Source organism: Acidimicrobiales bacterium, assembly GCA_041394265.1.
GTDB lineage: Bacteria > Actinomycetota > Acidimicrobiia > Acidimicrobiales > SZUA-35 > JBBQUN01.
Window position 1 is genome coordinate 2,878,614 of record JAWKIO010000005.1, and the last position, 22,248, is coordinate 2,900,861.

The window sequence follows — 22,248 nt, forward strand, 5'->3', positions numbered from 1 at the left end:
AGCGGCGATCACGGGGTCGTGGTCGTCGTCATGTATTCGGGCACGGTCGTCGGAGCGATCGTGGTTGAAGTCGTCGTGGTCGGAGCGGCCAGGGTCGTCGTCGGGGTCGTCGTGACATCCTCGGTCGGCTTCCATGTGCCGTCGCTCGTCAGGCTGACGCGCTCCCCCGAGTCACAGTCGACGGCTGCATAGGGAGTGATCTGTAGCTCGGTCGAATCGAGTTCGACGCCGGCGAAGCACGGCAGCTCGTTCGGTGGGATTGGTGTCGGACAGTCGCTGTCGTCTTCGATCGTGTCGCTGTCCTCGGTCGAGGTGGCGGCGTAGGAGCAGACGTCCCAGACCGACGGAGCATCAAGCGCAACGACGGCAGCGAAGAGCGGAAGTCCGCAGTCGTTCATGGTGGCGTCGTCGATCGTGGTCATGACCGCCGAGATCTCTTCGTCGGTCAGCTCGTCGCCGTTGCTGTTGACAATGGCCTCGAGCTGCTGCCACGAAGCGGCCGCGTCCTCGGAGGCAGCTCGCAGGACCCCGTCGATCGTGGCGAAGACCATCTCATCGGACATGTCGTCGACGGCAGCGAGATCGTTGAGCAGGAAACTCTCGAAGGCGACACACCCCGGCGACGGATTCGTGAGTGCGTCCGACGGCGCCCAAGTGGTCGGCATGTCGATGGCGGTCGAGGAAGGTGTCGTTGTCGTGGCGGGCAACTCGCTTTCCGTGGGCACGCTCTCGTTCATCTCGGGCTCGCTCGACACCACGTCGGACTGGAGGTCACCGCTACCGGCGATCACCTCTGTGGTGGACGACGGTGAGCAGGCGGCAGCGGACACGAGCAGGGCTGCCATGGTCAGAACCGGGCGGAGCGAACGGAACGTCATGTTCGTCCCATCGGCTCGAACGTGCGACTACTTGAAGCTGGGCATCACTGAGCGGTTTGTTCGGTGAAGTCACACCTGCCCAGCGAGCTGGGATTACGATCGGCCGGGTTCGATGAGGGATTCGGCCGCGGCGTGGAGCGATCGAGATGAACCAAGACAGCGTGGCTGCGGTCTCGCGTGATGGCGAGGACCATGTGGGTTCGGCGATCCTCTGGACGATCGACCGCGAAGTCACCACGTCTGCCTACCGGCCGCCCGACGGTCGTCCCGTCCCGATCCCTTCGCTTGCACGCTGGGTGCTCGGGGCGGCGATCGGTGTCGCCGGGCTCGTGGGTCTCACCTCGGTGGTGCAACGAGGGGTGGAGTCGACCCTGAGCGACCGCACCGAGGAGTCGCTGCGCAACGCCGGTCTCGATCCGGCCGACTTCGTGGTGCACGTCGACTTCCGTGATGTGACGATCACCGGCACCCCGCCCGAGGGCTGGGACGAGCGCCGCTTGCTCACCGTCGTCGACGTCGCTGACGCCCGAAGCATCGTCATCGACAACTCGCCTTCGCCTACCTCCGAGGACTCCGACTCGTGACGCTCGTCATCGCTCAGCTGCTCTTGCCCCTCCTTGCGTCGTTCGTGTTGGGCCTCGGCGTCGGCTGGTTCTGGTGGCGGTGGCGTCAGCCCAAGATCGTGGCCACCGAAACTCGCACCTTCGAGCGGCTCGACCTCGGTGACGATCCGACGCTGCTCGCTCGTCGTCAAGCGGTCGCCGACGCCGAACTGACGTCGCGCATCCACGAACTCGAAACCGAGCTCGCCGGCGTCGACCACTCGGTCGTCGAGCTGGAGCGACTGATCGACGACGCACGGCAGGCTCGCCCGCTCGATCGTTGAGCGGCACCTCGATCTACGATCGACGCATGGGCTCGACACCACTACCGAAGATCGGAGCACCGGCGACTCGGGCGCTGGCATCGATTGGCGTGACGACCCTCGAGCAGGTCGCGGGGCGAAGCGAACAGGAATTGCTCGCGCTGCACGGGTTCGGCCCCCGTGCCGTGCGCATCCTCAACGAGGCACTTGCCGCCCGGGGAGCGTCGCTCGCGCCGTGAGGTGGCGCAAACTGGTCGCACTTTCGGCTACCGTTTCGGCAGCAGCGGCACGAAGGAACACACATGTCGACCCAGTCAACGCGGCGCGCGATCCACGCCTATGTCAGCGACAATGCCCACGATCATTGGCACGACTTTGCGGCCGAACAAGGGGTGAGCGTCAGCGCCATCCTCGAGGTCTTGGCTGGCGAGCTCGACCGTGTCGAGAGTGGTGCCGACCCACTGGCCGACGTGCTCGATGATGTCGTGACCGGCGCTCGACGGGTCGATGCCAGTCGTCGCCGTCGTACCACCGGGTAGCGCCTGGGAGAGCCAGGGAGCTGTCACTCCTGAGCCGGTCAGGCGGATCGCCGGTCGATGGTCAAGCCGGCGGCTTCGATGTCGTTCAACAGCTCCCGTAGTCGTGGAGCGGTTGACCACTGGCCGGTCCACGAGATCTGGCCGATCGTCTGGCGTTCTCCGTCGTCGACCTCGAGCACGGCGAACTTGGCGATGGACCATTGCGGCTGATCGTCGTCGATCACCAGACGGCACAGTTCCTTCTCGAACGGCAGCGTGAACAGGAACCGGCGCACCATGACACGGTCACCGTCGATCAACAAGCCAAGGCGCCGGCCACGCGAGATCACCGCGGCACCGATACCGATGAGTGCGACGCCGATCAGCCACAGTGTCGGTGAGTTCGACCGGGTGGTTGCGGCCAGGAGGAACTGGAGCCCGACGAACGCGACGATGCCGCCGAGGATCACCTCACGGAAGCGAGCGGTGCCATGTACGAAACGGTGCTCAGCCACATCCGGCCCTTGACTCTGCACTCAGCTCCTGTTCGCTCAGGGGTCATTCGCTGCACGATTCTCGGTGCCATGTTGCCATTCCTGACGGCCACATCACCGCAGCCAGGGCTCCGTCACCTGCTAGGCGTTCGGGGCAGCGTCAGGGGCGTGGGCGGTGGGCGATGTGGGGCGCTTCGGTGCTTGGGCCGCCGGCCGTCTCGTTGCTGAGGGTGTGGCCGAGTGGCGGCCGCCAACGCCTCCTGCATGGCCGGCAACGTGACAAGGTCGCTTTGCTCTCCGCTGCCACTCAGCCGAACGCCTACCGTTTCCGGATGGATCAGCTCGAGGAGTACCCGCAGGATGCACTGATGCGGGAACTGTGGACCGTCGACGTCGACATCGTCGACAGCACGCCCGTCACCAACGTTGCATTCCTCGGAGGCCCATCCGAGACGGCGTTCAGGATCCTGGGCGCCGTCGGCCAAGCCTTCATCGACCACGTCGTGGACGGTGACCACGACCTCCTCGTCTTCGAAGGCAACGCCGTCACCGTCGAAGCAGCCACCGCCGTGCTCGACGAAGCGTTCAACGACGCCGCGGCAGGGGCCTGACCACCAGCGACTCCCGTCAGTCTCCAGGTGGAGTGTCCCGACCGGTGGCGACAGCGCTGACAACACGGCTCCATGAGGTCGCGGCCGACAACGGCACGCACGCCCTCCTTCTCGTCGCCCCGATCCTCCTGGTCGGCGGCTGGGCCGTCGGACGACTCGGCTTCGCCGCCGTTTACGTCGCGCTCACGACCACCACCCGGGTCACCGGTGTCCTCTGGCGGACCCGCAACCGCACCCCCACTTGACAAGCGACCAGTCAGATCGCTCTGCCCCAAGCGCCGGGCCCTCGGCCCGGACACAGATTCGAGTCCAGACGGTGGATCACCCGAATAACCGGCGGTCGGGGATGCTCGTCGGTGCTTCGGGCGTGAGCGGGTAGGGGAACGCTTCGGCGCTCGCCTCCGACGCTGATCTCCGTTGGTTCAACGCTTGACCCAACCCGGCAGCGGCGGAGCTGCCAACCCCGTTCACCGGCGCCGGACAAGTGTCTTGAGAGCGACGGCGATCGCCTCGATGTCCGGATTCTCTGCGGCAACCTTGACGACAAGGTCGTAGACGTCGGTGTTCTCGGCGCTTGCGACGCCGTGGCCGTTGATCTCGAGGAAGACGGCGGTTGCGAGCCATCCGAGTCGTTTGTTGCCGTCGACCAAGGCGTGATTGCCGACGATCGATTGCAGGAGTGATGCGGCTTTGGTCCAGATGTCGGCATAGGCATCGACACCGAATGCGGTGGTGCGAGGTCGTGCGGCTGCAGATCCGAGGAGGCCGAGATCGCGTATTGGTGCGGGGTCGCCGAGTAGTGCGGTGGCGAGTGCGATCAGGTCATCGAGGTCGAGGTATTCGATCTCGGGTTGCTCGGTCACTCGCCCAACCGGCGCAGGGCGTCGTCGTGTGCGACGAGGATCTTCGCTGCGGCGTCAGCGACTCGGTCGCGGTGATCGCTGCGGTCGACGAACTCGCGGACGGCTCGACGGGCCGCTTCTTGGAGTGAGATGCCCTCGAGCTCTGCTCGTTGACGGAGCGCGGCTTGTTCTTCGTCGGTGAGGCGGAGTGTCATGGCCATCCGGCAATGGTATCACTGTGATACCAGATCTGGAGTTGCCCGGAACCATGCGTCACCCACGGCCGGCGTTCCGGGATGGGGGCGGAGCAGTCAACGCCGAACGTTCGGGGGCGCCGTTGTGGCCAGCAACTGGATGTCATGTTCGCTGCTCGAGACGAGGAGGCTGATGTCGGTGACAGTCAGCTGGCGGCGGTCGGTGGGCTTCCGGTGCGTCCGCGGGTGGATTTCATGCGCCGAACGTGACCGGGTCAAGGCAAGTGGTCACTCAATGTGACGAAACGCATCCGCGGATGCACGGCTCCTCTTGCTGGCGGTATGGGGCGGTGTTCGGCGCTCGGGAGAGCGAGTGATAGGGAACGCTGGAGTCAGAGCCTGTCGGCGGGCTTGGCAGGACGGAACGGCGCTGTCACCTCGTCGGGGCAAGGTCGGGGGATCGTCGAGCGCGTCGACCCCACACGATTCGTTGACCGTCGAAGGCCACCAGCCGTGGACCACCAGCATCCTCGCCCAGACACAGGCAGGCACGCCGACCGGTAACCCTGTGCTGACCCCAAAGCGGGCCGAACAGCGAGAACCGGCTCCCCTCCAACTTTCCCGGGCTGACCACCACGGCTTCCAAGTACCGATTCGTGAACTCGCCGCGCAACGTCAGGTCAGCGACAACGCTCGTGTGGCCGACAGCGATCGCCCGCCGCAATTCGGTCAAGCGGAACACGGCGATGGCGGGCAGGACCAGAAGCGGCGCAGCCAGCAACGCGGCGAGCGTGGCGGCGACGAGATCAACCTTGGTGTCGATCAACACCGCGACGAACGTGACGACAGCGATGACGGTGGCAGCAATGAGCCATCGTGTTGATCGTTGGATCTGTCGTTCCAGGTCTTGTTGGAACGCCTCGAGATTGAAAGGGGTGCCCGACACCGTCTACAGAAGCCGGTCCGGCTGCGCTGGCTGGTTGAAAGTTAGGCGCCCGTGCATCCGGCACTGGGTGTCGTTTGGGGCGATCGCTCCGAATATGCCCGCCGTTCGATGGAGCTTGTCAGGGTTCTCCAGGGTTGACCCGCAGTCGGGAAATCGCAGCCGGCGGCTGTCCATCTCGTTGGTACCACGAGCAAGAACACGGATCGATCGTCCAGCGAGCTCGATGACATGTTCGCTGCTGTCGCCCATCGCCGGTGCAGAGTAGCGCGCCGCCTCCGGCCGCTGTGCCGACAGTGAGCCGGCCGGTGGATCGACGCCTCGTCGTTGTCGACGCCGGCCCGCTGCAGTACGAGTGATCCAGGGCGAAGCAGTCGACGAGGACCTCGAACGCCTCGCCCACGGCCGGCGGTATGGGATGGCGGCGGAGAATCCGGTGTCGAGCGTTCGGGGGCGTTTGCAGGTGAGGGTCCACGGGGCCCAAGCCGATTCGATTCAGGGGTGAGTGTGGTGGGCAACCTTCCGAGGTACCGGTTCTGGTCGAATCGGTCGGCTGCGCTCTGGGAGCAGGCCGCGTGCTGAGACTTGTCTCGTAGCCTTTCGGGCACGTCTGCTGTGCCACCAAACCCGGATCCTGGGTCGATCCCGGTCGCCCACGGGCCTCCAGGTGGAGTGAGCACTGGATCGCGCGTGTCAGGCTGCGGTTGAGTTGACTCGTCGGGCCCGGTAGGCGGCGGGGGTGGCATACCCGAGTGCCTGGTGGGGCCTGCGATGGTTGTAGAAGATCTCGATGTAGTTGGCAACCGCTTCCTCAGCGTGAGCGCGGGTGGGGAACTCGGTGCGATGCACGAGTTCCTTCTTCAACGCAGCAAAGAACGACTCAGCGACCGCGTTGTCGTACGCTTAACCGGCCAATCTTGGCTCACATGTGCCCGTGTGGAGTCGGGTGGCGGTGTCTAGTTCGCTCGTTGTCGGGGTTGTCTGTCCTCGAGGTGGCGGAGGCGTTCTTCGTGTTGGCGGACTCTGTCGGCGATGGCTTCGAGAGCGGTGCGGAGGTGCCCGATTTCGTGGGTGAGGCTGGTCAGGGTTCGGGGATCGGAAGGCTGGTTTCGGTGGGCGTCGATGACTGCCCGGAGCTCAGGGGTGTTGTAGAGGGTGGTCCGGCTGAGACCTGTTCGTTGAGCGACCGCGGCGAACGTGACCCTGATCTGTTCGGCAGTGAGGTCGAGACAGGCTTGTTCGATGCCGTCGAGTTTGGTCATGCGCCGGCCTGTTCGATGAGATGATCGAGGCGTTCGAGGAGCCGGTGGTGTCGGTCGGCTTCGTCGATCCAGCCACGACGCTCGGCGTCAGCAGCCAAGGCACGGGTATCAACGCGTTGGGCAGCGAGGACGGTGACCGACGCAGCGTCGGTGCGCAGGTTCGGACAGTGCTCACAGATGTTGGCGTAGGCGCAGGCGCCCTGGGCGGGGGCTCGGAGGCAGTAGCCGCCGGCGAGTCTGGCTTTGATCGCTGGCTCGTCCCGCCAGTCGCCGCTGGTGTTGATGGCGTTCACCGGGATCAGGTCCCGGCCGGTCTGGGTGAGGGGCATGGCCCCGATCCTGGTCTTCGCGAGGTTGAGCGCTCGTTCGTATTCGGCCCGGACGGTCGTGTCGAACAGGTGCCCGTAGCGCAGGCTCATCTGCGCGGACACGTGCCCGAGGAGCGCCATGAGCGCTTGGAGAGAAACACCGGCGTTGACCATGGCGGTGGCGTAGGTGTGACGGAGTTGGTGTGGGGTGACAGGGCCGATCCCTGCGGCCTCGGCGGAACGGCTGAGTTCGTGACGGACCGCGGTTTGTGAGAGCCGGCGGCCGTGGTGGGTGAACAGGAACTGGGTGGGACGCCCGTCGCGGGATGGTTGATCGGCCGGCCCGGGGTGCGGGTGTCGACGATCCGGTCGATCAGCGCGACGGTTTCGTCATCGAGGGGGACCATGCGTTCGGTGTCGAGTTTCCCGAGTGGGACTTTCAACCATGATCCGTTCCCGGCGATGTCGTGCACGCAGTCGAGTTCGAGATCGATGAGTTCACCGATACGGAGCCCGACCGCCCGGGCAAGGAGCAGGGCGTCAGCCGACAGCCGATACGGCGATGCTTCCAGCGCGGCAGCGAGTCGACGATCAGCGTCGACGGGAAGGTAGCGGGGCAACGGTTTGGGGAGCCGGGGATGATCGGAACGGAAGATCAGTCGTCGTGGCGGTGCGTCGTCCCAGCCCCATTCGCCGATCTCGACCAGCATGTGATCGACCGCCCGGATCCGACGGTCCTGATCGGCGATCGTGAGCGGGAGCCCGGTCTTCGACGACGGCGCGCCGGCGACGGAGTTCAGATACGGCTCGATATGGCGGCGCCGGTCGAGCCCGTTGAACGAGATGAGCGTCGGGTCGGTGTCGGTGAGGAACAGGCCGAAATGGTTGAGGCGGGTCGCCAACGCAGTCACGGTCTTGGGGCGACACGTGCCGGTCTTGCGTTCCAGGTAGGCGACCATCAACCCGCCGAGTTCGGGGGTGCAACCGGCGAACCGGTCCGTCAGAGGCAACGGTGTCAACGATGGCGGTGGTTGCGTGTCGAGCACGCCGAGATGGAACAACACCTGATGAGCACACACGATCGCGCTGCGATAGTGCCGCCAGCCCTGACCCGTAACCGCCTCACGATCGGTGCATGCCCGGGCCAGCGCGTCGAGGTCGGCGACGGTGATCTGATCGAGACGGCGACCGGTTTGGATCAACACCCGGCCGATCGACTGGGACCCGGCCCGGCGGGCCTGGATCGGGGTGAACCCGACCTCGACCGCCGCCGTAACAAACGCCGCCATGTCGTCGCCGATCGGCGTGCCGGCGCTGGCGGACCAGAACGCTGAGAGTTTGCGTCTCACCAGCCAATCCCAACCCGGGCGGACACGGCCCGACATCATCAACATCGCCAACAACGCCGTCGCGACGGATCGATGGCGAGGCGAACGTCCAACGGTTCGGCCTCCCAGGCCGACGGCTCAGGCCATGCTCGCAGGAACAATCGGGCGGCGCGTTCCGAAGTCACGTTGCCCCGCCCCGTGGCGGTCATGTATTCCCGGTAGATCTCGAACAACTCGTCGCCCTGGGGCAGCGGGCCGGCTGGTTCAGGACTGGTGGCGTTGTCGTTGACGGGCAGCATCGAACTCAGCTTTGACATGGGTCGGAGCCAGATGGACATAGCGGGCAGTGGTGTCGATATGGGTATGGCCGAGCAGGGCCTGCATCACCGCCAGATCAACCCCGGCCTCGGCCAGCGCAGTGCCGAAGGTGTGGCGCAACGCGTGCGGATGCCCGCCCGCAACACCAGACAGTTCCCGGTGATACCGGAAGATCCGCCGCAGCCCGGCCGTGGTCAACGGCTGCCCGCGGGTCGGGCCCTTGGCAACGATGAACAACCGGCCGCTCGCCGTCTCGGGCCGCTCCGCCAGCAGGTAGGTCTGGATCACCCCGGCAACATCGACATCGAGCGGGACACGACGTTCCTTAGCGCCCTTGCCGTTCACCCGGAGCCAGCGGCCACCAATGTCGACATCGGTGACGTCGAGGCCGAGAACCTCGACCGAGCGCAGACCACAGAACACCATCAACCCGGCGATCGCCCGGTCACGCCACGTCAACAACGACCCAAACAAGGCCACGACCTGGTCGGCGTCGAGCGACCGTGGCAGCCGGTTCGCCTCGCGGACACGTATCGGTGAACGCCGCCGAGGGCGACGCTCGACATGCGACAACATGCCGCCACGCTCCGCCGGCGACCGACGACGCGCCTCAGCGCCCTTGGGAACCGGGTTCCCCAACTCCGGGCACCGCATCGTCCGGAACGTGAACATGCCCGACACCGCCGCCAACCGGAGGTTCACCGTCGACGGCGACAAAGCGTCAGCACGACGACCGTTCATCAACACCACGTTCGGTCCCGGCCGGCCAGCAACCCGCTCGACCCGGCACGCCGCCAAGAACCTGAGCAACACATCAGTCGTCACCTCGGCCAAGTCGATCTCCTCAGCATCGAGCCAACGGACGAACGCGAGGAGCCCGTAGCCGTACGTCCGGATCGTTCGAGGCGAATAGTTCCGGTCGGCCAGATAGCTCAAATACTCGTCGACCAACCCGAACCGTTCCGCCCCCGCACCCCCGATCGACCAGACCCCGACATCGTCTTGCTCGAGGATCAACCCAGCGGCAGGCACACCAAAACATGTAAACCCGACGCCAGAGAAACGCAAGGAAGAATCTCAGGAAACCCAGTAACTATCTGGGCTCAAGCCGCCAACACCAGATCCGATTGGCCGGTAAAGGGGCAGCAGCCGACCTGGCCCATCGACGAGCGGATCCGCCCGTTCACCCGCAGGCAGTGCCGGAACGCCCTCGAGGTGTACTCACTCCCACGATCAGAATGAAAGATCGCTCGCCGGCGGACCCGCCGGTTCCGGCGGGCCATCACGATCGCTGCGCACACCAGCTCGGCCCGATGATGCTCGGCCATGGCCCAACCGATCACTTCACGGTTGTACAGATCGATCACCGTGGCCAAGAACACCGGGCCTTCCCACGTGTCGATCTGGGTGATGTCGCCAACCAGGCGGACCCCGGGCCGCGTGGCGGCGAAGTCACGGCCGATGAGATCAGGGGCCGGCGGGGTCCCATCGGGTTGGGTGAGATGCCGCCACGGCGCCGGATGACACGACTCCAGGCCCTGTTCGGCCATCAGATCCCGGACCAGCCGGTCACACACCACGATCCCCTCATCCGCAAGTTGGGCGTGCACTTTGCGGTAGCCGAACACACCATTGGACGCACCGAACACTCGGGCGACCTCACCGGCCAGCCACACCCGGCGACGAGCGGCGGCAGAGGGTGCGGCGGCGCCAGGCGTAGAACCCAGACTCCGACACCTGCGCCCACCCGCACATGCGGGCGATCGGGAACTCGGGCTTCTCCCCAGCAACAGCGATCTGGTCGATCACTGCGAACCACGCTTCGGGCGTTGTTCGGCTGCGAAGAAGCCCGCCGCTTTTTCAAGAACTCGTTCTCCTGCCCGGCCCAATACAGGTCGTCCTTCGCCTGCTTGAGTTCGGCGCGGAGACGCTTGTTCTCGGCCGCGAGATCGGATTCTTCGGTTTCGGCCACTCGGGACTCCTCCTGGCGGGCTCGACGAAGCCAGGTTCGCAGAGTCTCATGCGAGATGCCGAGTTCTTGGGCGACCTCACGCACCGGTCGGGAGTACTCGGTGACTTGACGACAAGCCTGAGCACGGAACTCAGGCGATGGCTTGATGCCCTTCGGCACGATGACACTTCCCTTCAGCAGGGCAGCCCCTCACCGCGAAATCCGTTCCCCACTCCAAGGTGAGGACCGAGGCGAGATCGGTGTACTCGTCTTCGCGGATCCAGGGGATTCTGAGGACGTCGAATCTGCCTTCGAATCGACCGAAGTGTGGCTTGCCCAGGCCCGTTCTCGTCTCGACTCGCATGGGTTCGGTGCGCCGGCGCCCAGTTGGCTGTGGGATCTTTGTGCCAACGTTTCGAGTGCCAAGAGTGGCGCTGTCGACGAGCGTCGGCGGCCGCCCTCGGGGAACGCTTTCGTGGCGTTGCGTGCGGCCTGCGTCCTTCGCACGGTTGCGGCTTTCCGTGACACCGTTGACCGTCTCGTGGCGCTCGCGACCTTCGAGGTGTTGAACACTGCTGACCGTCGAGGGATGGGCGATTGGTACGAGCGAAACAGCGATCACGAATCCTTCGACACCGAGTACTGGGAGGCCAAGCGACGCCTGGCTGAGGCAGAACTTGTCGAGGCAGAAGCGCTGCTGCGTGCACTCGCCAGAACGCCGGACTCGGAGGCCTGCGACCGCTCGGGGTATCCGATATCGGCAGGCAAGATGTGGGGAATCGACGACGTCCGCCGCGACACCCCCGATCTGCTCGAGTCGTTCCTGGCGATGCGTGCCGCCGACATTGCCGGGACACCTCTCGATCGGGTGGCCGATAGCGAACTCGCGGGCCGACTCGCATGGGGTGCGCTTCGCGTGGCGAATGCCGCCCTCGACGAGTTCGCTTCCCACCCCACTCCGGGTCTTCACCTCAACGGCATCCTCGGTATCGACGCTGAGGAGAACAGGGATCGGCTTGTGGATGCGGGGGTCCCCGAAGATTGGGTTGCGTTGCGGCAATCGCTCGACGCCGCCGCCGAAGCCGCCCGAGCGGAGAAGGAGGAGCGTTCGAAGCGGTCGATCGAAGCGTCGAGGCGGCGCTGGCAGCAGACCAGACAGTCCGAGCTTGCCACGACCACACCGCTGCCTCTCGATGCGCCAGCCCGGCTCGGGGTGTCGGGCGTGGTTCGGACTGTGTCGCTCGACTACGACGGTCGCCTGATCGTCGCAGCGGAACCGGGCGACGCTGATGATGGGAATCGAGAGACTTCCGGAGACGCCGGCCCTTCGAGTCGACGATTCGAGGTTGTCTCGATCGGTGACGGCGAACGGACATCAAGTTTCGTTGATGTGCCGTTCGTTCGCGCCACGTTCCAACCGCTGCCCGGCGGGCAGCTGTTGGCGGTCAGCAATCGCACGCGATGTGTCGACGGAGTGGGAGAGCACAACGGCCTGGTCATGCGGGACGGGAAGGTGACGGCCTCGTTCACACTCGGTGATGGCATCAAGAGCGTGAACACCACCCGTGACGGTCGAATCTGGGTCGGCTACTTCGATGAAGGCGTGTACGGCAACAACGGATGGGGCGGGCGAGGCCAACCCGTCCCGATCGGGAACCATGGTCTGATCTGCTGGTCGAGCGAGGGCGAACAACTCTGGCACTACCAAGCGCCCAGCGGGCTCCAACCGATCTCGGACTGCTACGCGCTCAACGTGACCGATGACGCCGTGTGGATCTGCTACTACGCGGATTTCTCGATCTGTCGGATCAACCATGACCGCACCGTGACCTCGTGGCCGCCCCTGGTCGGCGGAGCACAAGCAATCGCCGCCAGTGAGAACCGCTTCGCACTGATCGGCGGCTACTACCTGTATGACCGTCTCCTGCTGTGCGAGCTCGACAACGACGCCATCACTGCATCATATGCCTTCCAATTGACCCTGCCGGACGGTGGCGAACTACCGAGAACCGCCCAACTCCTCGCCCGAGGTCAGCATGTCCATGTCATCAACGGCCACGACTGGTACCAACTCGGCATCGATGACCTCGACATCCCAACCTGACCCCAGCAAGCGACCCGCTCTCAGCTGGGAGGCACGCTCGACACCTTGACCAAGACGCACAGTCGACGGGTCCTGGCGACGCTGGCCCGCGTGCAAGACCCGGTGACACCGGCCCGGCGATCAGGGGCAGGACGTAGGTGTCAGCCCTTGCACGATATGGGGCGGTTCGGCGGCGCATTGTGGAGCCGTTTTGACCGCCTTCCGAATGTAGCTACAATTGCCTCATGAATATGGCTACATCGACGTCTGAGGTCGGGATTCGAGAACTGAAGAACGGTTTGAGCAAGTACATCGATCGTGTGCGGGCAGGTGAAGAAGTCATCGTCACCGACCGTGGGCGGCCGGTCGCAAAGCTGTCACCGCTCGACGCTTCTGATGGCCGTCTGAGGGAACTCGTTGCTAGCGGGGTCGTTCGTGCCCCGTCGAGTCTCAGCCGGCATCAGCCCGCCCGACGCATCAAGTCGAAGGGAACGGTCAGCGATCTCGTCGCAGAGCAGCGTCGGTGATCACCTACTTCGACACCTCTACGCTGATCAAACTCATCATCGATGAGGACGGCTCCGATCGAGCAGAAGTACTGTGGCAGAAAGCCGACGCGCTGGCGTCGGCTCGCCTGATCGTCGTCGAAGCTCGGGCGGCGCTCGCTGCAGCCCATCACGGTAAGCGGCTTTCCAGCCGACAGTTCATCGCAGCGAAGGCGTCGCTGGCGGTCCTGGTCGAAGATCTCCACCTCATCGAGGTATCGAAGGAACTGATCGACGACGCTGTCGAGCTCGCTGAACGCGAAGCTCTGCGTGGCTATGACGCGGTGCATCTCGCCGCAGCTCTGTTGGTGGGGGCAACGGTGCTCACGAGCGCCGACGTTGCGCTATGCGCTGCGGCGACCCGGCAAGGGCTTCACGTGGCCAACCCGCTCCTGACCTGACAGCATCCCCAGAACGGCCATTCGCCGGTCGCAGTCCACTGCAAAGTTCAGCATACGCACCACAACCCGGCGATCGGGATGGTTCTCGGAACCTGGGTGGTGAGCGATGGCGGACGCTTGGTGTGGTCTATTCGCCGAGGAGGTGCCGGAAGAATCTGTCGGGTTCGTCGAGGAAGTTGCGCCAGAGTTGAACGGACTCGATCTCGTCGTACGAGCACTGTTGCGCACCGTCGTTGCCGAACTCGTAGATCGTCGCATGTGGGAATGCCATGAGCACCGGGGAGTGTGTTGCGATGACGAACTGGGCTCCGGCCTCGGTTGCGTCGTGCATGATGGCCAGTAAGCGAAGCTGACCGTGGAAGGAGAGCGCGGATTCCGGCTCGTCGAGGAAGTAGAGGCCGTCGTTGCTCATTCGGCTCTCGATCAGTGTGAGGAACGACTCGCCGTGGGAGCGGTTGTGGAGATCGGGGAACAGGGCCTTGACGCCGCTCTCTGGGTCGTCGTCGGCGTGGATGTGGCTGGCCATGTCGTAGAACGTTTCGGCTCGGAGGAACCAGCCCCAGCGGGGTCGTTTGGATCCAGCGGAGGGTGAGGTGGTCGGCAAGGGTGCTGTGGGTGGCGTATGTTTCGAAGCGGAGATTGCGGCTGCCGCCTTCGGCGTTGAACCCGGCTGCGATGGCCAGTGCTTCGATGATGGTCGATTTGCCAGTGCCGTTGTCGCCGACGAAGAGTGTCACGTCGGAGAGCTCGATCGAGCCGAGAGTGCGGACGGCTGGGAGTGTGAACGGGTAGCCGTCGAGTTCTTGATCTTCGGGGTTTGCTGACATCAGGTACGGCACGTTCGCACGTTCGATGTGGTCGTTCAGGCCCGATCCGCGACCGGGCGATTTCTGTCAGCGGAGTTCTCGGCTGCGCTCTTGCTCGAATCGGACGTCAGTGGGCGACTACGACCCCGGCGTCTGGGGCAGGTGTCGTGGCTGTCGGGAAGGCTGGTAGGGGCGCTGCGCTGCTGGTTGATTTCCCGCGGGACTCGGCGGCTTCCTACGCGACACGTGGCGTGATTGTCATTGCCGAAGGTTTCCACGCAAAACCTACGAGGTGGTCGATCGAGCGTCGGTGGAGACGGCTCTATGCGAGGGCCAGGGGTTCGATTTGGTCGAGTGTTCCGGCGAGGCGGTCTCGTTCGACCTCGAGTTCGTAGCGGCTCTGAAGATTCAGCCAGAACCGTTCGCTGGTGCCGAAGTACCGAGCCAGGCGCAACGCAGTGTCTGCGGTGATCCCGCGTTTGCCGTGCACGATCTCGTTGATCCGCCGCGGCGGTACGCCGATGGCCACGGCGACGCGGTGTTGGGTGATGCCGAGCGGCTCGAGGTAGTCGAGCATCAGGATCTCGCCGGGGTGGATGGGTTCCATGGTGGGCGTGGTCATGTCATCTCCTCTCAGTGGTAGTCCACGATCTCGATGTCTTCGGGTCCGGCGGTGGTCCATCGGAAGCAGATGCGCCATTGGTCGTTGACTCGGATGCTGTAGGTGTTTGCCCGGTCGCCCTTGAGTTTTTCGAGATGGTTGCCGGGCGGAACCCGGAGGTCGCCGATCTGGTCTGCGGCGTCGAGGATGAGCAGCTTTCGAAGGGCGGCGCGTTGTGTGGGTTGGTCGAGGCGTTTCGATCGTTGTCGGTGCCAGACGCGTTCGGTGTCGTTGTCGCGGAACGACTGCAACATCTCGATGAGCATAACGTAATGCGTTATGAACGGCAAGCGTTATGGTGGTTCGATCACAGGCTGGCCAGTGGAGTGTCCTGGGCGTTTCACCCCGGTTGCAGGTGTCGCCCGCATGCCCGACGAGGGCGCAGCGACACTCGCCCACCAACGTGCGGCCAATATCGGGCTGGGGCAGGCCAGCGAAGTGCCGATGGGCGACGCTTTGCTATCGCCTCTGACAATGCCGCTTGGAGGCCGACGACGTCGGCAGCGAGAGTCGATGGCATGAGGTGGATCCGGCGCTCGCCGAGGTGCGGACGACGAGGTCGATGATGGCCGGGATGTCGTTGCGGGCAAGCTCGAAGGCCCGGGCGTTGTCGCGAACGCATTCGAACTTGTTGTTGACTTATCGAAATTCGATATGCATGATGACCGCATCGGGTTATCGAAAGTCGATATGTTCTGAGATGCTCTCGGCACCCGGTGAACGATCTGGAGTCAGCATGTCCAACAACGATGCATCGACCCGCGACGCCGCAGCGGCCGTCGAGAACGGCGGCGCGGTCCGAGCCTTCGAAGTCCTGCTTGCGATCGGGATGGTCTTCATGGTCATCGCTGCGGTCGCACCGCTCATCGGCCGAGCCGGCTTCGGCTGGGCCGGCGACACCGCACCGTCGGTCGACGCGGAACTCGATTTCGAGGTCGATTTCGGTGATCGCCTCGTCACCAGAACCACCGACGACGCCGTCGTCGACGCTGCAACCGGCCAGGCCCCGGTCGAGGTCGGTGAACCGGTCACGGCGCACTTCGTGTTCCCCGAACCAACGCCGAGTCAGCGAGTGGCGTGGCTGGTCACGCAGATGGTGCCGCCGTTGCTGGCGCTTGCCGGTACCTGGCTGGTGTTCTCGATGGTGCGAACCGCACGGCGGGGCGATCCCTTCGTCGCCGAGAACGAGCGGCGATTGTGGGCGCTTGCGTTCCTGATCGGCGTGGGCGGCACCGCCTGGTCGCTGATCGGCGAGTTCGCTTCCATGCTGGTAGTGCAGCGATCGGCCGCTGCCGACATGACTCGGATCACGGCAACCATCTCGTTCCTCCCGATCGTCGTCGGCCTGGGTGTCGGTGTGCTGGCGTCGGTGTGGCACGTCGGTGTCGGCCTGCGCGACGACGTCGAGGGGATGATCTGATGCCGCCGGATGATCCGCACCGGGTGCACTGTCACCTCGACGAACTGCTCGACCAGCGGGGCATGACCCTCACACAACTGGCCGAGGCCGTCGGCATCACAGTGATCAATCTGTCGGTATTGAAGAACGACCGGGCGAAGGCCATCCGGTTCTCCACCCTCACAGCGATCTGCGACGTGCTCGGCTGCCAGCCGGGCGACCTGTTCTCGGTGCGGTCGTAGGGCGCGGCGGTCGTAGGGCAGCTGATCGGGCGATCGGTCAGAGCGACGACGCTCGGAGTGCGGCGTAGCGAGGCTTGATGATCTCGTTGATGATCTTGAGCCGTTGCTCGAAGGGCCAGAACGCACTCTTCATGGCGTTGAGCGTGAGCCATTCCATGTCGTCGAGCCCGTAGCCGAATGCCTCGTGCAGCTTGACGAACTCGTCGGTGAGCGAGACGTTGCTCATCAGCCGGTTGTCGGTGTTGACCGTGACCCGGAAGCGCAGTCGGCGGAGCAATCCGATCGGGTGCTCGGCGATCGATGGTGCCGCACCGGTGTTGACGTTCGACGTGGGGCACATCTCGAGCGGGACTCGAGTGTCTCGGACGAATTGGGCGAGCCGGCCGAGATGCGCCTTGCCGTCGGCGTCGACCTCGATGTCGTCGACGATGCGCACGCCATGGCCGAGTCGCTCAGCTCCGCAGTAGCTGATGGCCTCGTGGATCGATGGCAGTCCGAACGCCTCACCGGCGTGGATGGTGATGTGGAAGTTCTCTCGCATGCAGAGCTGGAAGGCGTCGAGATGGCGGGCCGGGGGGAACCCTGACTCGGGTCCGGCGATGTCGAAACCGACGACGCCGTCGTCGCGATGGCGGATCGCCAGCTCGGCGATCTCCATGCTCCGGGCCTCCTGGCGCATCGCCGAACAGATCAGTCCCACGGTGAGGTCGGTGCCCTCGGCCCCCGCCTTCAGACCACGGAGTGCGGCCTCGACCACCTCGTCGAGGGTCATGCCCGCCTTCATGTGCTGCTCGGGGGCGAACCGGACCTCTGCGTAGACGATGTTGTCGGCGGCGAGATCTTCGGCCGCCTCACGGGCGGCTCGTTCGAGCGCGTCGGGCGTTTGGGTCACGCCCACCGTGTGAGCGAAGGTCTCGAGATACAGCTCGAGCTTGTTGCGGTCGGCGCCGCGGCGGACCCATGCGGCGAGTTCGTCGACGTCGGTGGTGGGCAGGTCGTCGTAGCCGGTCTCGGCAGCAAGTTCGATGACCGTGGCCGGACGCATGCCGCCGTCGAGGTGATCGTGGAGGAGGACCTTCGGTGCAGCGGCGATGACGGCTGGAGAGAGTTCGTCCATACCACAGGCTACTGGGTCAGCCTCTCCATCGACCGTGCTCGCCGTAGCGCCCTATCCTTCGAGGTCCCCGACATCAGGACGAGCATGGCGATCACCTCCATCGGCCTCGACGCCGACGACACCCTCTGGCACTCCGAGAATCATTTCACGGTGACCGAGGAGCGGTTCCGCCAGCTGCTCGAACCGTGGCTCCCCGCCGATCAGATCGCCAGCAAGCTGCTGGAACGAGAGCACGACAACCTGCGTATCTTCGGCTACGGGATCAAGGGCTTCACCCTGTCGATGGTGGAGACGGCCATCGAGGTCAGCGGGGGCGCAATCGACGCCGCCACCATCAACCAGATCATCGGGTGGGGCAAGGAGATGCTTTCGCATCCGGTCGAGCTGCTTCCCGGCGTGGGCGACACGATCGAGACGCTCAGGTCGGCGAACTACCGCCTTGTCCTCATCACCAAGGGCGACCTGTTCCACCAGGAGTCCAAGATCGCTGAATCGGGTCTCGCCGACCACTTCGACGGCATCGAGATCCTGAGTGAGAAGTCGCCGGCCATCTATCGGCGAGTGCTGCATCGCTACGACATCGAGCCCTCCGACTTCGTGATGGTCGGCAACTCGGTGCGGTCCGACATCCTTCCCGTGCTCGAACTCGGTGGCCACGGTGTGCACATCCCGTACACGGTCACGTGGGCCCACGAGCACGTCGAGCCCGATGCCAGCCATGCCTTCCCGGTACTCGAATCGATCAGCCAGCTCCCCGATGCCGTGCTGGAGCTCAGCCCTCGGCCAGCCGGTCAGGAGTGAAGGCCCCCGGTAGCAGTTGCTCGATGGTTTCGGGCGTACCGCTGGCATCGATCAGGCAGTCGTCGGCCGCGTGCTCGGCGAGCAGCTGACGGCAGCGTCCACACGGGGTGCAGGGCTCGCCCGACGCCGACACGACCAGCACGGCCCGGAACTGTCCACCACCGCTGTCATGCAGCGCCGAGACCAAACCGCATTCGGCGCACAACGTCAGGCCATAGGACACGTTCTCGACATTGCAGCCGGTGAGCATTCGGCCGTCGGTCGTGAGTGCGGCGGCGCCGACGCCGAACCCCGAGTACGGGGCGTAGGCCCGGCGGGCTGCGGCGATGGCAGCGGTGCGCAGGTCGTCCCACGGCAGCTCGTGGTCGCCGGGGCGAGGAGCCGGTGCGGCGGTCATTTGGTGCCGTAGATTCGGTCGCCGGCATCGCCAAGCCCGGGCACGATGTAGGCGTGCTCGTTGAGCCGCTCGTCGAGTGCCGACAGCGTGATCGGTACATCGGGGTGAGCGGCGTGGACGGCCGCCACGCCCTCGGGGCAACCGATGATCGAGATCAGTCGGATCTTGGTGCAACCGGCGCCGACCAGTGCATCGAGTGCTGCCACGGCACTTCCGCCGGTGGCCAACATGGGGTCGACGAGGATGACCTCGCGCTCGGCAACGTCGACCGGCAGCTTGTTGTAGTACTCGACCGGCTCGTGGGTGTCGGGGTCGCGGAACATGCCCAGGTGACCAACGGCGGCGTTGGGGACGAGGGTGAGGATGGCCTCGACCATGATCAACCCGGCCCGCAAGATCCCGACCACGACCGGAGCGGGCTTGGCGAGTTGCCGGGCGACCGTGGTGGTGATCGGCGTCTCGATCGTGATCGGCTCGGTCGGCAGATCACGCAACGCCTCGTAGGCGGTCAGCAGCGTGATCTCGTTGCACAGCGCCCGGAACATCTGCGGTTCGGTCGACACCTGGCGGAGCAGCGACATCTTGTGGCTGACGAGCGGGTGGTCGAGCACCGTCACGTTGTCGAGAGGTGGACGGTCGGTCGAGCTGTGGTCGTTCACCAGGAACGCCTTCCCATGAGTGCCGCTTCGGCCTTCTTGGCCACCTCGCGAGCTTGGTCGAGATCGTCGCCGACGGCGGTGACGTGGCCCAGCTTGCTGCCGGGGGCCGGGTGTTTGCCGTAGAGGTGCACCTGGGCCCCCTCCACTGCGAGGGCGTCGGCCAAGTGGTCGACGGGGTCGACATGATCGAAGCCCCCGAGGACGTTGACGGTGACCGCCGCCGGCACGGTCAGGTAGGTGGGCCCGAGTGGGAGGTCGAGTACCGCCCGCACGTGGTTCTCGAACTGGGAGGTGGCGCACGCCTCCATGCTGAGATGGCCGGCATTGTGGGGTCGAGCAGCCAGTTCGTTGACGACGAGACCGGCGTTGGTGAGGAAGAACTCGACGGACAGCACCCCGACCGCTTCGAGCTCGTTGGCGATCCGCAGGGCCGTTTCGGTGGCTTCCTTGGCGACGGCGGCACCGATCACGGCGGGAGCTCGCATCTCGCGTAGCGCTCCGTCGTGGTTGATCAATTCGATCACGGGATAGGCCCGGGCATGACCGCCCGGTCGGCGGGCGACCAGGACGGCGAGTTCGGTGACGATCGGCTGGAAGTTCTCGACCATCAGCGCACGACCGGTCTGCTCGGCCATCACCCGCAGCGCCTCGGACTGGCTCTCGACGATCCACACCCCTCGCTCGCCGGGGCGTCCGGCTCGGATCGACTTGATCGCTACCGGCCAATCGAAGACCGAGGTGAAATCGATGAGATCGTCGGGACTGGTGAGTTCGGCGAAGACGGGGACGCCGAACCCCCGATTCAGCAGCACACGACGCTGATGGAGTTTGTCGAAGGCAGCCCGGAGCGTCTTCGTGCCGGGCCGGATCACCTTGCCGTCGGCCTCGAGGCGTTCGAGCATGCCGATGTCGAGGCGTTCGTGTTCGAACGTGACGACCTCGCAGCTCTCGGCGAAGGTCGACAACGTGTCGGGGTGCCCGAGCATGGTGTCGGGCGAGGCGAGTGCTGCGGAGTCGTCGAGACTCTCGGCGAACAGGCGTGGCGTGATCCCGAGTTTCACCGAGGCCTGATGCATCATGCGCGCGATCTGGCCGGCGCCGACGATGCCGAGTCGATAGAGCGCAGGGAGATCGTTGGGCACGCCGTCGAGAGTAGCTGGACCGGCCAGTCGTCGGCGGACGCGATCGTGATGAGTTCGGGAGTCCCTCGCCTCTAGTGGCGGCGTCGAAAGGGGAGGAGGATCGAGGCGAAGGGAGGTGATGACATGGCTACCAACGACGACCTCGAACTCGAACGTGCGCGCCATCAGGCCAAGTATCTGGCCGGCCTGGTCTGGCACATCGGCACGTTCGTGATCATCAACGTGTTCTTCTGGATCCTCGACCTTGCGATCGGCCAATCTGGCGCCCAGTGGGCGTACTGGATCACCGGCGTCTGGGCGTTCGCCCTGGCGTTCCACGCGCTGGCCTACATCGTGGACGGTCGGCGCATGGCCGACGGCGGCACCCACCAGTTCCGCCACTGAGCGCTGTCACACGGTCGCACCATGATGGTGCGACCGGGCCAGCCGGTCCGTCTCGACGGCGAGAGCCTCCGATGCTCGTTCACGACTCGAAGGCTCCGCCATGTTCGACCCTGCCATGTTCGACCCTACCCTGTTCAATCCTGCCCTGCTCAATCCTGCGCTGTTCGACCCCACCCTGCTGGCCTCCACACCCCAGCTCCGTCCAGAACGTTCGCCGACCCCACCCCGGGCGAAGGTGTCGCCGCCTGCCACCACCTCGCCGCCGACGGTGGCGCGGCGCCTCAGGCTGGTCCCCTCGACGCTCGGCATCGTGGCTCCCTATGTGGCGCGGGTACTCAATGACCACCCCGCCGGCCTGCAGCTGGTCGAGCTCACCTCTCCCGACACCGGACGGTGCTCGACCTTCGAACCGTTCTCGGTGCCCGAGCGTCTTCTCGGCTACGAGCCCGATGCCGATGTCGACGCGCTGGCCGTCACCGACCACAGCGTCACGTCGATCGTTTGGCGCAACGGCACCAGCTTCCGAGCGTCGCTCGATGGCGGCGACCCCAGGCACGCGCCGGTCGTCTCGCTGCACCACGGCGATGATCCGGTCGTCGATGTCCTGCGTCGTTGCTTCGGGCTGCCCACCGTCCCCAGCCTGCACGGCCCGTGTTGGTATTGGCTTGCCGTCTGGCTCCATGATCTGGCCGCACGCTCGGCCAACGAGGTGATTGACGTGATCGATGCCGCTCGCTGGCACCCCGGCATCGACCCCGACGAGATCGACGACGATGACGACCCTGCCGAGGTGGCGCGGCTCAGTCTCGATCGGCTCTACGAGCACGCTCGCGCCACCGGGTGGAGCGGGATCCGGGAGGGGGCGATGCATGGGTGGCTCGACCTCGGTCGCTGCTCACCGTCGCTGGCCCGTTGGCTCGATGATCCCTCGTTCGCACGGTTCCTGGGTCGCCAGCTGGGATCGTCGGCCCTGGTGGTCGACCGACACGTCGACGTCGACCCCCGGTGGTCCGCCGAGACCGTCGAGCTGTTCCGACTGATGCTCGACGGGCTGTCGAGCGTGCGGGCCCTGGATTGTCACCGGTAGTTCGGCACCGGG

At 65.2% G+C, this 22,248-nt stretch carries 33 protein-coding genes and 1 pseudogene; 14 read left to right on the top strand and 20 right to left on the bottom strand.

The window, feature by feature from the left end:
• Positions 1-8: 8 nt before the first annotated feature.
• Entirely contained in the window at positions 9-878 is an 870-nt protein-coding gene (locus R2733_14075) for a hypothetical protein (protein MEZ5377628.1), read from the bottom strand.
• Between the two features lie 146 nt (positions 879-1,024).
• On the opposite strand from R2733_14075, the gene R2733_14080 reads away from it, so the two are divergent.
• From R2733_14080 to R2733_14095, 4 genes are all read left to right on the top strand, one after another.
• Positions 1,025-1,462: a hypothetical protein gene (locus R2733_14080; GenBank protein MEZ5377629.1), complete on the top strand. Its 438-nt coding sequence runs from the start codon at positions 1,025-1,027 to the stop codon at positions 1,460-1,462.
• The gene (locus tag R2733_14085; protein ID MEZ5377630.1) at positions 1,459-1,764 is read left to right on the top strand and encodes a hypothetical protein; all 306 of its coding nucleotides are present in this window, start codon (positions 1,459-1,461) and stop codon (positions 1,762-1,764) included. The genes R2733_14080 and R2733_14085 overlap by 4 nt, the downstream gene beginning before the upstream one ends.
• A gap of 26 nt (positions 1,765-1,790) precedes the next feature.
• On the top strand, positions 1,791-1,982 hold the full coding sequence (locus R2733_14090; GenBank protein ID MEZ5377631.1) for a hypothetical protein: 192 nt from the start codon (positions 1,791-1,793) through the stop codon (positions 1,980-1,982).
• A 63-nt stretch (positions 1,983-2,045) separates the two neighbouring features.
• Complete coding sequence (locus R2733_14095) at positions 2,046-2,282, top strand: hypothetical protein (protein MEZ5377632.1); 237 nt, start codon at positions 2,046-2,048, stop codon at positions 2,280-2,282.
• 38 nt (positions 2,283-2,320) lie between these two features.
• On the opposite strand, the gene R2733_14100 is transcribed toward R2733_14095, so the two are convergent.
• Positions 2,321-2,776: a hypothetical protein gene (locus R2733_14100; GenBank protein ID MEZ5377633.1), complete on the bottom strand. Its 456-nt coding sequence runs from the start codon at positions 2,774-2,776 to the stop codon at positions 2,321-2,323.
• Between the two features lie 311 nt (positions 2,777-3,087).
• Between R2733_14100 and R2733_14105 the strand changes: the two genes are divergently transcribed.
• The gene (locus R2733_14105; protein MEZ5377634.1) at positions 3,088-3,366 is read left to right on the top strand and encodes a hypothetical protein; all 279 of its coding nucleotides are present in this window, start codon (positions 3,088-3,090) and stop codon (positions 3,364-3,366) included.
• A gap of 44 nt (positions 3,367-3,410) precedes the next feature.
• The gene (locus tag R2733_14110) at positions 3,411-3,611 is read left to right on the top strand and encodes a hypothetical protein (protein ID MEZ5377635.1); all 201 of its coding nucleotides are present in this window, start codon (positions 3,411-3,413) and stop codon (positions 3,609-3,611) included.
• 222 nt (positions 3,612-3,833) lie between these two features.
• Here the strand turns inward: R2733_14110 and R2733_14115 are convergent, their stop codons facing one another.
• The 11 genes and pseudogenes from R2733_14115 to R2733_14165 all read right to left on the bottom strand — a co-directional run bounded on the left by R2733_14115 (position 3,834) and on the right by R2733_14165 (position 10,370).
• A complete protein-coding gene (locus tag R2733_14115; protein ID MEZ5377636.1) occupies positions 3,834-4,229 on the bottom strand; it encodes a type II toxin-antitoxin system death-on-curing family toxin in 396 nt (131 codons plus the stop codon).
• The gene (locus R2733_14120; protein MEZ5377637.1) at positions 4,226-4,429 is read right to left on the bottom strand and encodes a DUF6290 family protein; all 204 of its coding nucleotides are present in this window, start codon (positions 4,427-4,429) and stop codon (positions 4,226-4,228) included. The genes R2733_14115 and R2733_14120 overlap by 4 nt, the downstream gene beginning before the upstream one ends.
• Positions 4,430-4,835: 406 nt before the next feature.
• Complete coding sequence (locus tag R2733_14125) at positions 4,836-5,348, bottom strand: hypothetical protein (protein ID MEZ5377638.1); 513 nt, start codon at positions 5,346-5,348, stop codon at positions 4,836-4,838.
• Between the two features lie 690 nt (positions 5,349-6,038).
• A pseudogene (locus R2733_14130) lies at positions 6,039-6,245 on the bottom strand (integrase core domain-containing protein).
• A 56-nt stretch (positions 6,246-6,301) separates the two neighbouring features.
• Positions 6,302-6,607, bottom strand: coding sequence for a DUF6262 family protein (locus R2733_14135; protein MEZ5377639.1), 306 nt, complete (start codon positions 6,605-6,607; stop codon positions 6,302-6,304).
• Positions 6,604-7,038 carry a hypothetical protein gene (locus R2733_14140; protein MEZ5377640.1) on the bottom strand — a complete coding sequence of 145 codons (435 nt, stop codon included), beginning with the start codon at positions 7,036-7,038 and terminating at the stop codon, positions 6,604-6,606. Before R2733_14140 ends, R2733_14135 begins: the two co-directional genes overlap by 4 nt.
• Positions 7,023-8,264 carry a hypothetical protein gene (locus tag R2733_14145; GenBank protein ID MEZ5377641.1) on the bottom strand — a complete coding sequence of 414 codons (1,242 nt, stop codon included), beginning with the start codon at positions 8,262-8,264 and terminating at the stop codon, positions 7,023-7,025. The genes R2733_14140 and R2733_14145 overlap by 16 nt, the downstream gene beginning before the upstream one ends.
• A gap of 38 nt (positions 8,265-8,302) precedes the next feature.
• The gene (locus tag R2733_14150; GenBank protein ID MEZ5377642.1) at positions 8,303-8,542 is read right to left on the bottom strand and encodes a hypothetical protein; all 240 of its coding nucleotides are present in this window, start codon (positions 8,540-8,542) and stop codon (positions 8,303-8,305) included.
• Positions 8,508-9,593, bottom strand: a complete 1,086-nt coding sequence (locus R2733_14155; protein MEZ5377643.1) for a tyrosine-type recombinase/integrase — start codon at positions 9,591-9,593, stop codon at positions 8,508-8,510. The genes R2733_14150 and R2733_14155 overlap by 35 nt, the downstream gene beginning before the upstream one ends.
• Before the next feature lie 71 nt (positions 9,594-9,664).
• Complete coding sequence (locus tag R2733_14160; GenBank protein MEZ5377644.1) at positions 9,665-10,210, bottom strand: DDE-type integrase/transposase/recombinase; 546 nt, start codon at positions 10,208-10,210, stop codon at positions 9,665-9,667.
• Positions 10,211-10,220: 10 nt separating this feature from the next.
• A complete protein-coding gene (locus R2733_14165) occupies positions 10,221-10,370 on the bottom strand; it encodes a hypothetical protein (GenBank protein MEZ5377645.1) in 150 nt (49 codons plus the stop codon).
• A gap of 731 nt (positions 10,371-11,101) precedes the next feature.
• Here R2733_14165 and R2733_14170 point away from each other — a divergent pair.
• From R2733_14170 to R2733_14180, 3 genes are all read left to right on the top strand, one after another.
• Positions 11,102-12,616: a hypothetical protein gene (locus tag R2733_14170; protein ID MEZ5377646.1), complete on the top strand. Its 1,515-nt coding sequence runs from the start codon at positions 11,102-11,104 to the stop codon at positions 12,614-12,616.
• A gap of 224 nt (positions 12,617-12,840) precedes the next feature.
• Complete coding sequence (locus tag R2733_14175; protein MEZ5377647.1) at positions 12,841-13,122, top strand: type II toxin-antitoxin system prevent-host-death family antitoxin; 282 nt, start codon at positions 12,841-12,843, stop codon at positions 13,120-13,122.
• Positions 13,119-13,541 carry a type II toxin-antitoxin system VapC family toxin gene (locus R2733_14180; GenBank protein MEZ5377648.1) on the top strand — a complete coding sequence of 141 codons (423 nt, stop codon included), beginning with the start codon at positions 13,119-13,121 and terminating at the stop codon, positions 13,539-13,541. Before R2733_14175 ends, R2733_14180 begins: the two co-directional genes overlap by 4 nt.
• A 127-nt stretch (positions 13,542-13,668) precedes the next feature.
• Here R2733_14180 and R2733_14185 read toward each other — a convergent pair whose 3' ends face one another.
• From R2733_14185 to R2733_14195, 3 genes are all read right to left on the bottom strand, one after another.
• The gene (locus tag R2733_14185) at positions 13,669-14,067 is read right to left on the bottom strand and encodes an AAA family ATPase (GenBank protein ID MEZ5377649.1); all 399 of its coding nucleotides are present in this window, start codon (positions 14,065-14,067) and stop codon (positions 13,669-13,671) included.
• A 602-nt stretch (positions 14,068-14,669) separates the two neighbouring features.
• Positions 14,670-14,969: a HigA family addiction module antitoxin gene (locus R2733_14190; protein MEZ5377650.1), complete on the bottom strand. Its 300-nt coding sequence runs from the start codon at positions 14,967-14,969 to the stop codon at positions 14,670-14,672.
• Positions 14,970-14,980: 11 nt separating this feature from the next.
• On the bottom strand, positions 14,981-15,262 hold the full coding sequence (locus R2733_14195) for a type II toxin-antitoxin system RelE/ParE family toxin (protein ID MEZ5377651.1): 282 nt from the start codon (positions 15,260-15,262) through the stop codon (positions 14,981-14,983).
• Positions 15,263-15,744: 482 nt separating this feature from the next.
• Here R2733_14195 and R2733_14200 point away from each other — a divergent pair, with 482 nt between their 5' ends.
• The gene (locus R2733_14200) at positions 15,745-16,428 is read left to right on the top strand and encodes a DUF2975 domain-containing protein (GenBank protein MEZ5377652.1); all 684 of its coding nucleotides are present in this window, start codon (positions 15,745-15,747) and stop codon (positions 16,426-16,428) included.
• Positions 16,428-16,649 (top strand): helix-turn-helix transcriptional regulator, encoded by a 222-nt coding sequence (locus tag R2733_14205; protein ID MEZ5377653.1) that lies wholly within the window; start codon positions 16,428-16,430, stop codon positions 16,647-16,649. Before R2733_14200 ends, R2733_14205 begins: the two co-directional genes overlap by 1 nt.
• A gap of 37 nt (positions 16,650-16,686) precedes the next feature.
• On the opposite strand, the gene R2733_14210 is transcribed toward R2733_14205, so the two are convergent.
• On the bottom strand, positions 16,687-17,766 hold the full coding sequence (locus R2733_14210; protein MEZ5377654.1) for an adenosine deaminase: 1,080 nt from the start codon (positions 17,764-17,766) through the stop codon (positions 16,687-16,689).
• 84 nt (positions 17,767-17,850) lie between these two features.
• Here R2733_14210 and R2733_14215 point away from each other — a divergent pair, with 84 nt between their 5' ends.
• Entirely contained in the window at positions 17,851-18,567 is a 717-nt protein-coding gene (locus R2733_14215; GenBank protein ID MEZ5377655.1) for an HAD family hydrolase, read from the top strand.
• Here the strand turns inward: R2733_14215 and R2733_14220 are convergent.
• Genes R2733_14220 through R2733_14230 form a run of 3 tightly spaced genes read right to left on the bottom strand, consistent with a single transcriptional unit; the run spans position 18,539 to position 20,765 of the window.
• Positions 18,539-18,964, bottom strand: coding sequence for a cytidine deaminase (locus R2733_14220; GenBank protein ID MEZ5377656.1), 426 nt, complete (start codon positions 18,962-18,964; stop codon positions 18,539-18,541). The genes R2733_14215 and R2733_14220 overlap by 29 nt on opposite strands.
• On the bottom strand, positions 18,961-19,623 hold the full coding sequence (upp, locus tag R2733_14225) for a uracil phosphoribosyltransferase (protein MEZ5377657.1): 663 nt from the start codon (positions 19,621-19,623) through the stop codon (positions 18,961-18,963). The genes R2733_14220 and upp overlap by 4 nt, the downstream gene beginning before the upstream one ends.
• Positions 19,620-20,765 (bottom strand): 5-(carboxyamino)imidazole ribonucleotide synthase, encoded by a 1,146-nt coding sequence (locus R2733_14230; GenBank protein ID MEZ5377658.1) that lies wholly within the window; start codon positions 20,763-20,765, stop codon positions 19,620-19,622. Before R2733_14230 ends, upp begins: the two co-directional genes overlap by 4 nt.
• Positions 20,766-20,888: 123 nt before the next feature.
• On the opposite strand from R2733_14230, the gene R2733_14235 reads away from it, so the two are divergent.
• Both R2733_14235 and R2733_14240 read left to right on the top strand, forming a co-directional pair.
• Entirely contained in the window at positions 20,889-21,149 is a 261-nt protein-coding gene (locus tag R2733_14235; protein ID MEZ5377659.1) for a 2TM domain-containing protein, read from the top strand.
• Positions 21,150-21,249: 100 nt separating this feature from the next.
• Positions 21,250-22,236 carry a hypothetical protein gene (locus R2733_14240; protein MEZ5377660.1) on the top strand — a complete coding sequence of 329 codons (987 nt, stop codon included), beginning with the start codon at positions 21,250-21,252 and terminating at the stop codon, positions 22,234-22,236.
• Positions 22,237-22,248: the final 12 nt, after the last annotated feature.